The 13,920-nt window shown below is 72.9% G+C and carries 14 protein-coding genes; 4 read left to right on the top strand and 10 right to left on the bottom strand.

Annotation, left to right across the window (positions count from 1 at the left end; translation table 11 throughout):
• Positions 1–86: 86 nt before the first annotated feature.
• The 5 genes from rmdB to ACZ7MF_RS06985 all read right to left on the bottom strand — a co-directional run bounded on the left by rmdB (position 87) and on the right by ACZ7MF_RS06985 (position 7,230).
• Positions 87–2,333 carry a cyclic Di-GMP phosphodiesterase RmdB gene (rmdB, locus tag ACZ7MF_RS07005; RefSeq protein ID WP_471474956.1) on the bottom strand — a complete coding sequence of 749 codons (2,247 nt, stop codon included), beginning with the start codon at positions 2,331–2,333 and terminating at the stop codon, positions 87–89.
• Between the two features lie 257 nt (positions 2,334–2,590).
• Positions 2,591–4,798: an NAD-dependent DNA ligase LigA gene (ligA, locus tag ACZ7MF_RS07000; protein WP_471474954.1), complete on the bottom strand. Its 2,208-nt coding sequence runs from the start codon at positions 4,796–4,798 to the stop codon at positions 2,591–2,593.
• 14 nt (positions 4,799–4,812) lie between these two features.
• Complete coding sequence (locus ACZ7MF_RS06995; protein WP_471474953.1) at positions 4,813–5,808, bottom strand: methionine synthase; 996 nt, start codon at positions 5,806–5,808, stop codon at positions 4,813–4,815.
• A 165-nt stretch (positions 5,809–5,973) separates the two neighbouring features.
• Complete coding sequence (locus ACZ7MF_RS06990) at positions 5,974–6,663, bottom strand: SDR family oxidoreductase (RefSeq protein WP_471474952.1); 690 nt, start codon at positions 6,661–6,663, stop codon at positions 5,974–5,976.
• Between the two features lie 27 nt (positions 6,664–6,690).
• Positions 6,691–7,230, bottom strand: a complete 540-nt coding sequence (locus ACZ7MF_RS06985; RefSeq protein ID WP_109036229.1) for an LOG family protein — start codon at positions 7,228–7,230, stop codon at positions 6,691–6,693.
• Between the two features lie 91 nt (positions 7,231–7,321).
• Here ACZ7MF_RS06985 and ACZ7MF_RS06980 point away from each other — a divergent pair, with 91 nt between their 5' ends.
• Both ACZ7MF_RS06980 and ACZ7MF_RS06975 read left to right on the top strand, forming a co-directional pair.
• Positions 7,322–7,645, top strand: coding sequence for a DUF427 domain-containing protein (locus ACZ7MF_RS06980; RefSeq protein ID WP_471474950.1), 324 nt, complete (start codon positions 7,322–7,324; stop codon positions 7,643–7,645).
• A 37-nt stretch (positions 7,646–7,682) separates the two neighbouring features.
• The gene (locus ACZ7MF_RS06975) at positions 7,683–8,462 is read left to right on the top strand and encodes an alpha/beta fold hydrolase (RefSeq protein WP_115744333.1); all 780 of its coding nucleotides are present in this window, start codon (positions 7,683–7,685) and stop codon (positions 8,460–8,462) included.
• Positions 8,463–8,547: 85 nt separating this feature from the next.
• Here ACZ7MF_RS06975 and mnmA read toward each other — a convergent pair whose 3' ends face one another.
• Entirely contained in the window at positions 8,548–9,678 is a 1,131-nt protein-coding gene (gene mnmA / locus ACZ7MF_RS06970; RefSeq protein ID WP_471474949.1) for a tRNA 2-thiouridine(34) synthase MnmA, read from the bottom strand.
• A gap of 61 nt (positions 9,679–9,739) precedes the next feature.
• On the opposite strand from mnmA, the gene ACZ7MF_RS06965 reads away from it, so the two are divergent.
• The gene (locus tag ACZ7MF_RS06965) at positions 9,740–10,468 is read left to right on the top strand and encodes an N-acetylmuramoyl-L-alanine amidase (protein ID WP_356864487.1); all 729 of its coding nucleotides are present in this window, start codon (positions 9,740–9,742) and stop codon (positions 10,466–10,468) included.
• A gap of 38 nt (positions 10,469–10,506) precedes the next feature.
• On the opposite strand, the gene ACZ7MF_RS06960 is transcribed toward ACZ7MF_RS06965, so the two are convergent.
• The 3 genes from ACZ7MF_RS06960 to ACZ7MF_RS06950 form a co-directional block, all read right to left on the bottom strand.
• Positions 10,507–11,676, bottom strand: a complete 1,170-nt coding sequence (locus ACZ7MF_RS06960) for a cysteine desulfurase family protein (RefSeq protein WP_471474947.1) — start codon at positions 11,674–11,676, stop codon at positions 10,507–10,509.
• 91 nt (positions 11,677–11,767) lie between these two features.
• Positions 11,768–12,061, bottom strand: coding sequence for a DUF4190 domain-containing protein (locus ACZ7MF_RS06955; protein WP_471474946.1), 294 nt, complete (start codon positions 12,059–12,061; stop codon positions 11,768–11,770).
• A gap of 34 nt (positions 12,062–12,095) precedes the next feature.
• Positions 12,096–12,263 (bottom strand): hypothetical protein, encoded by a 168-nt coding sequence (locus ACZ7MF_RS06950; RefSeq protein ID WP_471474945.1) that lies wholly within the window; start codon positions 12,261–12,263, stop codon positions 12,096–12,098.
• A 127-nt stretch (positions 12,264–12,390) separates the two neighbouring features.
• Between ACZ7MF_RS06950 and ACZ7MF_RS06945 the strand changes: the two genes are divergently transcribed.
• The gene (locus ACZ7MF_RS06945) at positions 12,391–13,017 is read left to right on the top strand and encodes a TetR family transcriptional regulator (RefSeq protein ID WP_471474943.1); all 627 of its coding nucleotides are present in this window, start codon (positions 12,391–12,393) and stop codon (positions 13,015–13,017) included.
• A 12-nt stretch (positions 13,018–13,029) separates the two neighbouring features.
• Here the strand turns inward: ACZ7MF_RS06945 and ACZ7MF_RS06940 are convergent, their stop codons facing one another.
• Positions 13,030–13,890 carry a thioesterase family protein gene (locus tag ACZ7MF_RS06940; RefSeq protein WP_471474942.1) on the bottom strand — a complete coding sequence of 287 codons (861 nt, stop codon included), beginning with the start codon at positions 13,888–13,890 and terminating at the stop codon, positions 13,030–13,032.
• Positions 13,891–13,920: the final 30 nt, after the last annotated feature.

Genomic DNA, 13,920 nt, shown 5'->3' with positions numbered 1-13,920 from the left:
CGCCGCCGCCGGCGCCCGGCTCACCCGGACCCGCCCGTCGCCGCGGTGAGCGGGCCGGGTCGCGCGGTGTGGTCGCCGCGGTCAGGTCACTCGTCGCTCGCCGCCGCGGGCAGGGCGGCGGCGGCCCGGACCCAGCCGCGGGAGCCGCGGGCGAGCAGCCAGGCGGTGGTCTCCTCCGGGGGCATCGCGGCCGCGACCAGCCAGCCCTGTACGGCGTCGCAGCCGAGGTCCCGCAGGCGCTCCCAGGTCTCGTCGTCCTCCACGCCCTCGGCGACGACGAGCAGGCCGAGCGAGTGGGCGAGGTCGACGGTGCAGCGCACGATCTCGGCGTCCTCGTTGTCGATGGCCAGCCGGGCCACGAACGAGCGGTCGATCTTCAGCTCGCTGACGGGCAGCCTGCGCAGGTGGACGAGGGAGGAGTAGCCCGTGCCGAAGTCGTCCAGGGACATCTTGACGCCGTGTCCGGTCAGCGCGTTGAGGGTGTCGGCCGCGCGCTGCGGGTCCTCCAGGAGGACGTGCTCCGTGATCTCGAGTTGGAGCGCTCCCGCGGGGACTCCGTGCCGGGCTAGCCGGGCGGCCACCGAGCCCGCGAAACCGGGGGTGTGGACGTCGCGCGGGGAGACGTTGACCGCGACCGGCACGAACAGCCCCTGGGCGCGCCAGCGGGCGACCTGGCCGAGCGCCGTCTCCAGCACGTACTCGGTGAGGTGGGGCATCAGCCCGGAGGACTCGGCGATCGCTATGAACTCGTCCGGCGGCACCTTGCCCCGCTCGGGGTGCACCCAGCGCACCAGGGCCTCCAGGCCCGCGACCTGCCCGTCGAAGCGGACCTTGGGCTGGTAGTGCAGCTGGACCTCGTGGGCGTCCAGGGCACGGCGGAGGTCGCCGAGGAGGCCGAGCCGGTCCGGGGTGTTGGAGTCCCGCTTGGACTCGTAGACCTCCACCCCGGTGCGGTCCCGCTTCGCCTGGTACATCGCCACGTCCGCGCGGCGCAGCAGCCCCTCGGCGTCCAGCGCGTGGTCGGGGAAGACGGCGACGCCGGCGCTGGCCTCCAGGACGAGGGTGAGCCCGTCCAGGTCCATCGGGGAACTGAGCGCGCCCACCAGGCTCCGGGCGACCCGCGTCGCCGACGTGGTGGAGTCGGCGACGGGCAGTAAGACGGCGAACTCGTCCCCGCCGAGCCGCGCGGCCTCCGCCCCGCGCGGCAGGGCCTGCCGCAGCCGGTCGGCGGTCTGGAGCAGCAGCCGGTCGCCCGCGAGGTGCCCGAGTGTGTCGTTGACCGACCGGAAACGGTCGAGGTCGATCAGCATCAGGGCGGCGCGGGCGCCGATGCGCTCGGCGTCGTCCAGCGCGGTCCAGGTGCGCTCCAGGAGCCACTGCCGGTTGGGCAGTCCCGTGAGCGGGTCGCGCAACTGCTCCTCCGCGCGGGCGCGGGCGATCCACAGGGTGGAGTCGAGGGCGATGAGCGGGATGGCGAACAGCGGCAGCAGCAGCGGCTTGGCGACGGCGACGACGCAGACCAGCGGGGCGATGCCGAGCAGCGCGACCGCGACCAGTCCCTGCCTGACCAGAGCGGTGCGGGCGGCGGTGGGCAGACCGGGGCGCGGGGTCTGGAGGTACCACAGCAGGGCGCGGGTGACGGCGAGGTAGGCGACGGCGACGAGCACCACCTTGGGGGCCGCGTACACGCCCCAGGTGTCGGGGTCCCAGGGGTGCTCCACGGACGGTACGGAGCCGCAGACGCCGAGGAGCAGGGCACCCGCGGCGATGCCGAGGATGTCCACCGCGCCGTGCAGGACGCCCTGCCGCCAGCGGCCCCGGCGGGCTATCCCGACCAGGACGACGACGGTGAGGCTGACCATGCCGGCCGGGACCCAGCCGTACAGCAGCAGGACGGCGAGGGTGAGGGCGGCGCCCGAACCGGTGCCGCCCCACCAGCGGGAGCGGCCGAGCATGACCAGGTGGCCGACGACGATGCCGGCCAGCACGGCCAGGGACCAGCCGACGGTGCCGGACGGGAAGAGGGCGTGTCCGTCGCTGAACGCCCGGTAGAAACCGGCGCCCAGGACGAAGGCGGCGATCGCGACGACGGCCGCGGGCAACGCGGGCCAGGACAGGTGCCGTTCACCGTCCGGATCGGTGAGGCCGTGGGGATGTCCTTGCACGTGGCTGTGGCCGTGGGCGTGGCCGACGGCCTGCGGCACGCGGGTACCCGTCGCGGAAGGCGGGACGCCACCATCGCGTTGCCCGAGCCACCGGCTCACGTGCCACGCGCCCACCATGCGACGCAGGCTCAGCCGTGAGCCCGCGGCGGCGCTCTCGGTCGGTTCCATTCCCGTCCCTCTCACAGCCGGCGGTGCCCACGCCACGCGGCCCCCGCCTCGACCACCTTCAACGGCTCCGCGTCGGAGACCCCTCCCCCTGTCACTCGGGGCAGGGGGGTGCCCCGACCGCAGCTGGGCACGGCGGGCGCACACCTCAACAGTAGGCCGCGGAAGGCTTCCAGGGGCACTGGTCGTCGACGGTTGCCCGAATGCCACCCGGCCACCCGTATGCATCTGATATGCGCCGATCGGGTGGCCTTCAACCGCTATTCCTCAGCCGAAAGCGCGACGCCCGCCGCCGCTTCGGGTCCTTGTTCGAGCAGAACGCCGAAACCGTCCTCGTTCAGAACCGGCACTTTCAGCTGCATCGCCTTGTCGTACTTCGAACCGGGGTTGTCACCGACCACGACGAACGACGTCTTCTTGGACACCGATCCGGTCACTTTCGCGCCCCGGCTCTGGAGGGCGTCCTTGGCACCGTCCCGGGTGAAGTTCTCCAGGGTGCCGGTGACGACGACGGTGAGTCCTTCGAGCGGGCGTGGGCCCTCGTCCTCCCCCGTCGAGCGGTCCTCCAGGGGGACGCCGGCCGCCTTCCACTTGCGCACGATCTCGCGGTGCCAGTCCACCGCGAACCACTCCTTGACGGCGGTGGCGATGGTGCCGCCCACCCCGTCCGTGCTCGCCAGCTCCTCCTCGGTGGCCTGCTCGATGCGGTCGATGGAGCGGAACTCCCGGGCGAGGGCCTGGGCGGCGACCGGCCCGACGTACCGGATGGAGAGGCCGTTGATGAAGCGGGCCAGCGGGCGGGTCTTGGCCTCCTCGATGTGCTGGAGCAGCGCGAGGGTGTTCTTCTTCGGCTCGCCCACCTTGTTGGCGAAGACCGTGGCGATCTTCTCCTCGCCGGTCTCGGGGTCGCGCTTGGGCAGCCCGCTGTCCGGGTCGAGGACGTAAGCCTTGATGGGCAGCAGCTTGTCGACGGTGAGGTCGAAGAGGTCGCCCTCGTCCACCAGCGGGGGCTCGGACGGCTCCAGCGGCCCGGTCAGCGCGGCCGCCACGACTCCGCCGAAGTGCTCGATGTCCAGGCACTCCCGGCCGGCGAGGTAGGCGACCCGCTCGCGCAACTGGGCCGGGCAGGCGCGGGCGTTGGGGCAGCGGAGGTCGATGTCGCCCTCCTTCATCGCCTTCAGCGGCGTCCCGCACTCGGGGCACTTCGCCGGCATCACGAACTCCCGCTCGCTGCCGTCCCTGAGGTCGGCGACCGGCCCGAGGATCTCCGGGATGACGTCACCGGCCTTGCGCAGCACCACGGTGTCGCCGATGAGCACGCCCTTGGCCTTGACGACCTGCTGGTTGTGCAGCGTGGCGAACTCGACCTCGCTGCCCGCCACCGTGACCGGCTCGACCTGCGCGTACGGCGTGACACGGCCGGTGCGGCCGACGCCCACCTTGATGTCGACGAGCTTGGTGTTGACCTCCTCCGGCGCGTACTTGTAGGCGATGGCCCAGCGGGGCGCGCGGGCGGTGGAGCCGAGCCGGCCCTGGAGGCGGATCTCGTCGAGCTTGACGACGACGCCGTCGATCTCGTGCGCGACGGAGTGCCGGTTCTCGCCGTAGTACGCGATGAAGTCCCGTACGCCGTCCAGGCCGTCGACCACGCGGTTGTGCGGGGAGGTGGGCAGGCCCCAGGTCTTCAGCAGGTCGTACGCCTGGGAGAGGCGGGTCAGGCCCGCGTAGCCCTCCAGGATGCCGATGCCGTGGACGACCATGTGCAGCGGGCGGGAGGCGGTGACGCGCGGGTCCTTCTGGCGCAGCGAACCGGCCGCCGCGTTGCGCGCGTTGGCGAAGGGCTTGTCCCCCGCCTCGTTCAACCGGGCGTTGAGCTCCTGGAACTTCTCCATCGGGAAGTAGACCTCGCCCCGGATCTCCACGAGGTCGGGGACCTTGTCGCCCGTCAGGCGCTCGGGGATCTCGGCGATGGTGCGGACGTTGGGCGTGATGTCCTCGCCGGTGCGGCCGTCGCCTCGGGTGGCGGCGCGGACGAGGCGGCCGCGCTCGTAGGTGAGGTTGACGGCGAGTCCGTCGACCTTGAGCTCGCACAGGAAGTGGTATTCCTGCTCGCCCAGCTCCCGGGCGATGCGGTCGAACCAGGCGGCCAGCTCGTCGTCGTTGAAGGTGTTGTCCAGGGAGAGCATCCGGGTGGGGTGCTGCACGGCCGTGAACTCGGTCGCGTAGGCACCGGCGACCTTCTGGGTCGGGGACTCGGGGGTGCGCAGCTCCGGGTGCCGCTCCTCCAGCTCCTCCAGGGTGCGCAGCAGCCGGTCGAACTCCGCGTCGCTGACGACGGGCGCGTCGTTCACGTAGTACCGGAAGCGGTGCTCCTCGATCTGCTCGGCGAGCTGCGCGTGCCGCTCCCGCGCCTCGGCGGGCACGCTCGTCGTCTCCGCCTGCTTGTCGCCCTGCTTGTCGCCGGCCACCGTATGTCCTCCCGTTACTCTGGGTTGTCCGCGAGAGATCTTGCCGCCCGGACGCAGTGGGCGAGCGCGCGCCGGGCGTAGTCCGGGGAGGCACCCGCGAGTCCGCACGCAGGAGTGACGGTGACCGCCTCCGCGAGCAGCTCCGGACGCAGCCCCAGCCTGCGCCACAGCGTTCTGACACCCATGACGCTACCGGCCGGGTCTGACAATGCGGTGTCCGTGCCCGGCACGACACCGGTGAAGAGCCGGGTGCCGCCCTCGACGGCCTCACCGATCGCGTCGTCGTCACGCTCGGTGAGGAGCGAGAAGTCGAAGGAGACGCCGGCGACGCCGGCCCGCCGCAGCAGGGCGAACGGCACGTCCGGTGCGCAGGAGTGGACCACGACGGGGCCGCCGTCGTGCACCCCGGCGACCTCCCGCAGCGTCGCCTCCACGACCTGGCGGTCGACGGCGCGGTGGGTGCGGTAGCCGCTGGCGCTGCGCACCTGGCCGCGCAGGACGGCGGTGAGGGAGGGTTCGTCGAGCTGGAGGACGGGGCGGGCTCCCGGGACGCGGCGCCGGATCTCCGCCAGGTGCAGGCGCAGGCCCTCGGCGAGCGAGGCGGCGAGGTCGCGGCAGGCGCCGGGGTCGGAGAGGACCACCTCGCCGCCCCGCAGTTCCAGGGCGGCGGCGAGCGTCCACGGGCCGACGGCCTGCACCTTGAGCGGGCCCTCGTAGCCCTGGGTGAACTCCTCCAGGGCGTCGAGGTCCTCCCCGAGCCAGGCCCGGGCCCGCTTGGTGTCCCGGCCCGGGCGGTCGCCGAGTCGCCAGCCGCTGGGCTCCACGCGCGCGTACAGCTCGACGAGCAGGCCGGCGGTGCGGCCGATCATGTCGGCGCCGGGGCCGCGGGCGGGCAGCTCGGGGAGGAAGGGGAAGTCCTCGAAGCTGCCGGTGGCGGTTTTGGCGGCCTCTCGGGCGTCGTGGCCCGGGAGGCTGCCGATGCCGGTGGCGGGGGCGAAGGTGTCGTTCACGGGGCAAGCGTACGCAGGGGTGCGGGGCTTGATTTCGCCCCCGCCGCCCCTTCCCGTTCCCGACCCTGGGGGCTGCCGCCCCCGGACCCCCGCTTCGGCCTGGACGGCCTCGTCCTCAAACGCCGGACGGGCTGAGTGATCCGGTCCGGGGTTCCAAAAGGGCGCTCACCGTCCCGGGCGCACCGTCAGGTCGTTGACCTCCGCGTCCCTAGGGAGGTCCAGGGCCATCAGGATGGTCGTGGCGACGGACTCGGGGTCGATCCACTTCGCGGGGTCGTAGTCCTTGCCCTCCTGCTGGTGGACCTTGGCCTGCATGGGGCTGGCGGTGCGGCCGGGGTAGACCGAGGTGACGCGGACGCCGTTCGCGTGCTCCTCCTGGCGCAGGGCGTCCGCGAGCGCCTTCAGGCCGTGCTTGGAAGCACCGTACGCGGCCCAGCCGGCGTGAGCGTTGAGCCCGGCGCCGGAGTTGACGAAGAGCACCTGGCCCTGCGCGACGCGGAGCTGGGGCAGAAGGAGGCGGGTCAGCTCGGCGGGGGCGACGAGGTTGACGTTCAGCTGGTTGAGCCAGGTCTTCGGGGTGAGGTCGCCGACCGGCCCGAGGTCGACGACCCCGGCGATGTGCAGCAGCGAGTCCACCCGGTCGGGCAGGCTCTGGTGGGAGAGGGCCCAGGACAGCTTGCCCGGGTCCGAGAGGTCGCCGACCAGTGTCTTCGCGCCGGGGAGCGCGGCGGCCAGTTCCTTCGCGCGGCCCGCGTCGCGCGCGTGGAGCACGACCTCGTCACCGCGTTCGTGCAGGCGGCGGGCGACGGCCGCGCCGATGCCGGAGCCCGCTCCGGTGATCACATGTGTAGCCATGCCCGCCATGCTCGCATCACGGGCGTCTCACTCGATGCCCTGGCTCTCCTCCAGATAGGCGAGCGCGCCCACCGGCTCCTCGGCGAAGAAGACCAGCTCGGTGAGGGGGCGGGGCAGGAAGCCCTCGTCCTCCATGCGGCGGAACTGCTCCTTGAGGCCGTCGTAGAAGCCCGCGGTGTTGAGCAGGACGACCGGCATGTCGGTGTGTCCGTGCTTCTTCAGCTCCAGGATCTCGGTGGCCTCGTCGAGCGTGCCGGTGCCGCCCACCATGATGACCACGGCGTCGGCCTTCTCCAGCAGCAGCCGCTTGCGCTCGGCGAGGTCCTTCGCGATCACCATCTCGTCGGCGCCCTCGCGCGCCTTGGCCGCCAGGAAGTCCACCGAGACCCCGAGCAGCCGTCCGCCGGACTCCTGCACGCCGTCGGCGACCACCTTCATCAGACCGACGTCGGAGCCGCCCCAGACGAGGGTGTGCCCGCCCTTGCCGAGCAGTTCGGCGAACTCCTTCGCGGGGCGGGTGTAGCGCTCGTCGAGGTCGGCGGCGGAGAGGAAGACGCAGATGTTCATGGCGCCCACCGTACGGCCCGCCGGGACGGGAAGAACCCGGCATCCGGGCACGCTGTAGTGACGAAGGCCACTGCTACTGAGGAGGACGATCGTGACCAAGGGACACCGCATCACTGTCGAACCGAGCGACCGGCACGTGCGCGTGGTGCACGGCGAACAGGTCCTGGCGGAGAGCGACGGGGCGCTGGTGCTGCACGAGACGGGCTGTCCCGACCGGTACTACATCCCGGCCGACGACGTGCGCCTCGACCTGCTGACGCCGTCCGGCACGACCACCCACTGCCCCTTCAAGGGCGATGCCTCCTACTGGTCGCTGCCGGACGCGACGGACCTGGTCTGGGCGTACCCGGACCCGAAGCCGGAGGTCGCGGAGATCAGGGACCACCTCTGTTTCTACGAAGTCGAGGTGTCCTGAGCGATGAATCACCTGCCGTAAGGCAGTCTGCACAGGCATGGAGATGACGACTGTTTCGCGTGACGGCACCCGCATCGCCTACGAACGCTCCGGGCGGGGACCGGCGGTCGTGCTGGTCAGCGGCGCGATGTCGACGGGGGCCACGACGGCGCCCCTGGCCGCCGAGCTGTCGGGCCGCTTCGACGTCACCGTGTACGACCGCCGGGGGCGCGGCGAGAGCGGCGACACGGCGCCCTACGCGGTGGAACGCGAGATCGAGGACCTGGCGGCGCTGATCGAGGCACTGGGCGGCGAGGTCTCGCTGTACGGCATGTCGTCGGGCGGTGCGCTGGTGCTCCGGGCGGCGGCCAGCGGTCTGCCGGTGCGCCGGGTCGCCGTGTACGAGGTGCCGTACGCCATGGACGACGCGGCGGTGCGGGCCGGGGCCGAGTACACCGAGCGGCTGGGCGAGGCCCTCGGGCAGGGCAGGCGCGGGGACGCCGTGGAGCTGTTCCTGCGCCATACCGGGCTGGGCGAGGAGATGATCCGGGGTGCCCGGCAGTCCCCCATGTGGGCGGGGATGGAGTCGGTGGCGCCGAGTCTTGCCTACGACGACGCCGTGCTGGGCGACGGCCGGGTGCCCCGCTCCGAGATCGCCGCGATCAGCTGCCCCCTGCTGGTCCTCGCGGGCGGTGCCAGCGACGCGTGGTGGCACGAGGCCGCCCGCGCCGTCGCGGAGGCGGCCCCGGAGGGCACCTACGCCACCGTGGACCGGCAGACCCACATGGTGGAGCCGGGCGTACTGGCGCCGGTGCTCGCGGAGTTCCTCGCCGGATGAGCCGACGCCGTCGTGCGCCTCGGGGACCGCTCGGCGGCGGCTCGGCGACGGCCCAGAGACGGCTGAGAGCCGGCTCCCTCCGGGCTCAGGCCACGCCGGCCGTCGCGCGCGTCGTCGACGCGATGGTCGCCGAGCCCACCACGCGCGTGCCGTCGTACAGCACGATCGCCTGGCCGGGGGCGACGCCGCGGACCGGCTCGGTGAAGGTCACTTCCAGGGTGCCGTCGGCCAGTTCGGCGCGGACCTCGGTCTCTCCGCCGTGGGCCCGGAGCTGGGCGGTGTAGGTGCCGGGGCCGGTGGGGGCGGCGCCGCACCAGCGGGGCTTGATCGCGCGCAGGGCGTCGACGTCGAGGGCCTCGGCCGGGCCGACCGTCACGGTGTTGTTCACCGGGGAGATGTCCAGGACGTAGCGCGGCTTGCCGTCGGGGGCCGGGGTGCCGATCCTGAGGCCCTTGCGCTGGCCGATGGTGTAGCCGTAGGCGCCCTCGTGGGTGCCGAGCCGGGTGCCCGCCTCGTCGACGATGTCGCCCTCGGCCTTGCCCAGCCGGTCGGCCAGGAAGCCCTGGGTGTCGCCGTCGGCGATGAAGCAGATGTCGTGCGAGTCGGGCTTCTTGGCCACTGCGAGGCCCCGGCGCTCGGCCTCCGCGCGGATCTCGTCCTTGGTGGTGACCGTGTCGCCGAGCGGGAACATGGCGTGGGCGAGCTGCCGGTCGTCGAGCACGCCGAGGACGTAGCTCTGGTCCTTGGCCATGTCGGAGGCGCGGTGCAGCTCGCGGACGCCGTCCTCGCGCAGGATCACCTGGGCGTAGTGGCCGGTGCAGACGGCGTCGAAGCCGAGCGCGAGGGCCTTGTCGAGGAGGGCGGCGAACTTGATCTTCTCGTTGCAGCGCAGGCACGGGTTGGGGGTGCGCCCCGCCTCGTACTCGGCGACGAAGTCCTCGACCACGTCCTCCCGGAAGCGGTCGGCGAGGTCCCACACGTAGAACGGGATGCCGATGACGTCGGCGGCGCGGCGGGCGTCCCGTGAGTCCTCGATGGTGCAACAGCCCCGGGCGCCCGTGCGGAAGGACTGCGGGTTCGCGGAGAGTGCCAGGTGGACGCCGGTCACGTCGTGCCCCGCCTCGGCCGCGCGGGCGGCGGCGACGGCGGAGTCGACTCCGCCCGACATGGCGGCGAGGACGCGGAGGGGACGGGTGCGCTGCGGGGTCTCAGTCATAACTCCTCCAGAGTACGGGGCAAGCGGGAACCGGAGCGCGCGAGTATGCGTTGAAGATCGCATGGGGGCGAAGCAGGGATCCACGAGCGGGTCCACACCGGGCGGACCGGCCGGCGGCGGGTCCGCGGACGGCGACCGGCGCATCGGCCGCCGCGCGCTGATCGTCGGCGGTGCGGCGGCGGCCGTGGGCACCGGTGTGCTGGCCCGCGACGAGCTGTCCCGGCTGTGGTGGCGGATACCGGGCGTCGAGCGGCCCCGCGAGGACGGCGTGGTCGACTACGCGGGCGCGCGCTGGGTGGCGGCGTCGGACGCGAACTGGCGGCGGGCGGACCGGCCGGACGACTTCGGCATCGACATGGTGATCGTCCATGTCACGCAGGGCAGCTTCGACAGCGCGGTGCGGGCCTTCCAGGACCCGGGGCACAAGGCGGCGGCGCACTACATCGTCGGGCAGGACGGGCGCGTCACCCAGATGATCCGCGAGCTGGACGTGGCCTACCACGCGGGCAACCGCGACTACAACGAACGCAGTGTCGGCATCGAGCACGAGGGCTTCGTGGACCGCCCCCAGGACTTCACCGACGCGATGTACACCGCCTCCGCGCGACTGACGGCGGGGATCTGCGCCCGGTACGGCATACCCGTGGACCGCAAGCACATCCTCGGCCACGTGGAGGTGCCGGGCACCGACCACACCGACCCGGGGCCGCACTGGGACTGGGACCGGTACCTGAAGCTGGTGCGGCGGGCGGCCACGAGCGGTCCGTCGAAGCCGCCGACCAAGGCCTGAGCCTCACGGCGCCCGTACGACAGCCCGTACGCCGGCTCCTACGACAGCCCCGCCGCCCTGGCCCGCTCCACCGCGGGGCCGATCGCCTTGGCGACCGCCGCCACGTCGGCCTCGGTCGAGGTGTGCCCCAGGGAGAAGCGCAGGGTGCCGCGGGCCAGGTCGGGGTCGGTCCCGGTGGCCAGCAGGACGTGGCTGGGCTGGGCGACGCCCGCGGTGCAGGCGGAGCCGGTGGAGCACTCGATGCCCTGGGCGTCGAGCAGCAGGAGGAGGGAGTCGCCCTCGCAGCCGGGGAAGGTGAAGTGGGCGTTGGCCGGAAGGCGGCCCCCGGGCGAGGGGTCGCCGCCGAGGATCGCGTCCGGGACGGCCGTACGGACGGCGTCGACCAGGTCGTCGCGCAGGGCGCCGATCTCGCGGGCGAACCACTCTCGCTGCTCGGCGGCGAGACGCCCGGCGACCGCGAAGGAGGCGACGGCGGGGACGTCGAGGGTGCCGGAGCGCACGTGGCGTTCCTGGCCGCCGCCGTGCAGGACGGGCACCGGGGTGTACTCCCGGCCGAGCAGCAGCGCCCCGATGCCGTAGGGGCCGCCGATCTTGTGGCCGGAAACGGTCATGGCGGCGAGCCCGGAGGCGGCGAAGTCGACCGGGAGCTGACCGAAGGCCTGGACCGCGTCGGCGTGCAGCGGCACGTCGAACTCGGCGGCCGCGTCGGCGAGTTCCCGGACCGGCATGATGGTGCCGATCTCGTTGTTGGCCCACATCACGGTGGCGAGGGCGACGTCCCCGGGGTCGCGGGCGATGGCTTCGCGGAGCGCGTCGGGGTGGACCCGGCCGTGGGCGTCGACCGGCAGGTACTCGACGGTGGCGCCCTCGTGCTCGCCGAGCCAGTGGACGGCGTCGAGGACGGCGTGGTGCTCGACGGGGCTGGCCAGGACCCGGGTGCGGGCCGGGTCGGCGTCGCGCCGGGCCCAGTACAGGCCCTTGACGGCGAGGTTGTCGGCCTCGGTGCCGCCGGAGGTGAGGACCACCTCGCTGGGGCGGGCGCCGAGCGCCTCGGCGAGGGTCTCGCGGGCCTCCTCGACGGTGCGCCGCGCCCGGCGGCCGGACGCGTGCAGGGAGGAGGCGTTGCCGGTGGCGCTCAGGTGCGCGGTGAGCGCCTCGACCGCCTCGGGAAGCATCGGGGTGGTCGCGGCGTGGTCGAGGTAAGCCATGGTGCGGCCGATTCTACGGGGCGCTTCCGCCCGGTCTCAGACCAAGGTTGGCCTCGTCCGGGCAGCGGCCGGGACGGGACGGTGAGGTGGTTCACAGGCTCCAGGACATGGTGCTGTCGGCGGACATGAAGGCGACCAGGACCAGCAGGTCGGCGACGCCCAGGCCGAGGCCGAGGAGGGCCCGGCCGCGGCGGGCGGTGCCGCGCCACAGGGCGATGCCCGCCAGGGCGATCGCGATCGGGCCGAGGAAGACGTTGAGGACCAGCAGACCGAGGAGTCCGAGGACGAAGGAGGCGACGGCCATGCCGTCGGTGTCGTGGATGCCGGTACGGCGGCTGGTGCGGGGGCTTTCGGTGGTGCGGTCGGCCGGTGCGGTGAGCTGCATGGTGTTCTCCCTGCCGTGCGTCGGTGGAGGTGCGTCAGTGGGCGGAGGTGCTCCGCCGGCGGCCGTGCCGCTCGCGGACCGCGAAGATGCCGAGCCAGACGGCGATGACCAGGCCGGCCACGACGGAGAAGGTCAGCGGTGCGTGGGCGACGGCGCCCATGACCACACCGAGGAGCAGCAGTGCGACGACGAGAAACAGCATGGAACGGATCCCCCAACCTTGCGTGGACGCTTCGGTGAACGATTGTGGTTACAGTTGTTCACTGACTTGTCAGTCTAGCGCGCCGCACGGCTTTTCAATTCCAGAGAACAGTTGTTAACTGCATGGCATGAGTCACACCCCCGGCGTTCGGCAGGCGCAGAAGCAGAAGACCCGGCAGGCGCTCCTGGACGCGGCGCTCGGCCTGCTGGAGGAGCAGAGCCTGAGCAGCCTGGGGCTGCGCGAGGTCACCCGTGCCGTGGGGGTCGCCCCGACCGCCTTCTACCGGCACTTCCACTCCACGGCGGATCTCGGCGTGGCACTGGTCGAGGAGGCGCTGGGCAGCCTGCACCCGATGATCCGGACCACGATGTCACCGGCCGAGGACGACGACGAACGCATCGACCGCGCGGTCGAGTTGATCGCGGGTCATGTGGCCGCACACCCGGCCCACGTCCGTTTCATCGCCCGGGAGCGGCACGGCGGCGTGCAGCCGGTGCGCCGGGCGATACGGGAGCAGTTGGCGCGGTTCGCCGAGGAGGTGCGGGCCGAGCTGGCCACGGACGCGTCGGCGGCGGGCTGGAGCGAGACCGACCTGCGCATGCTGGCGGGCCTCTACGTCGACCAGATGCTGATCACGGCGTCCCTGTTCCTGGAGACGCTGGACGCCCCGGAAGCAGAACGCCGCCGGGCCGTCGAGACGGCCCGGCGGCAACTGCGGCTGATCAGTGTCGGCCGCAGGCACTGGCTGGACTGAGCGGCCGCCGGGTCAGCCGAGCCGGACCCGGGCCAGCTGACGGGACTGGGCGACCAGGCGGTCGGCGCTGTCCCAGACCTCGGCGTCCTCCTCCAGGAAGCCGCCGGCGAGGTTGCGGGTGGTGATGGAGACCCGCAGCGGGCCCGGCGCCGGGCGGCAGCGCACGTGCGCGGTCAGTTCGACCGTCGGCACCCAGCCCTTGAGCCCCAGCTCGAAGGCGGTCGGCGGCAGCGCGTCCACCGCGAGGAGCAGCGAGAGCGGGTCGGCGTCGCGGCCGTCGGCGAGGCCGAACCAGGCCCGCATCTCCCCCCGGCCCGAGGGCTGCCCCAGCGCCCAGCCCAGGGTGGCGGGGTCGAGCTTGAGCTTCAGCCGGTCGGCGATGGGCGAGCCGCCGTCGACGGGGGCGGGGCCGTCCTCCGGGCCGAGGCACTGCTCCGCCGGCGGGATCGCGGGCGGCTTCGCCGAGGTGCGGACGTCGTCGGGCAGCGTGTCGAGGTCGCCGTAGGAGGCGAGGACGCGGATGCGCTCGACCTCGTTGCCCTCGTCGTCCCGCTGGAAGAGGGAGGCCTGCCCGGTGGAGAGGGTGCGCCCCGCGCGGACGGTCTCGGTGCGCACGACCGCCGGGCCGGGCCGGGAGGTGGTGAGGTAGTGCGCCGAGACGGTGAAGGGGTCGGGGTGCGGGAGCGCATCGCCGAGGGCCCGGCCGAGGACGGCCAGCAGATAGCCGCCGTTGACGGCGTCGAAGATCGTCCAACCGGCCGAGAGGTCGGTGTCGTAGACGCCGGGGGCACGCCGGGTGACGGCCGTGTCCCGGTCGAACTCGCTGTCGCCGATGGTGGCCCGTACGGCCGCTGCGGAGGCTGCTTCTGGCATGACTGCACGGTACAACAGGAAACTACTAAG

Source organism: Streptomyces sp. NPDC111628 (assembly GCF_055635195.1).
This window is presented reverse-complemented; position numbering and strand designations above follow the sequence as displayed.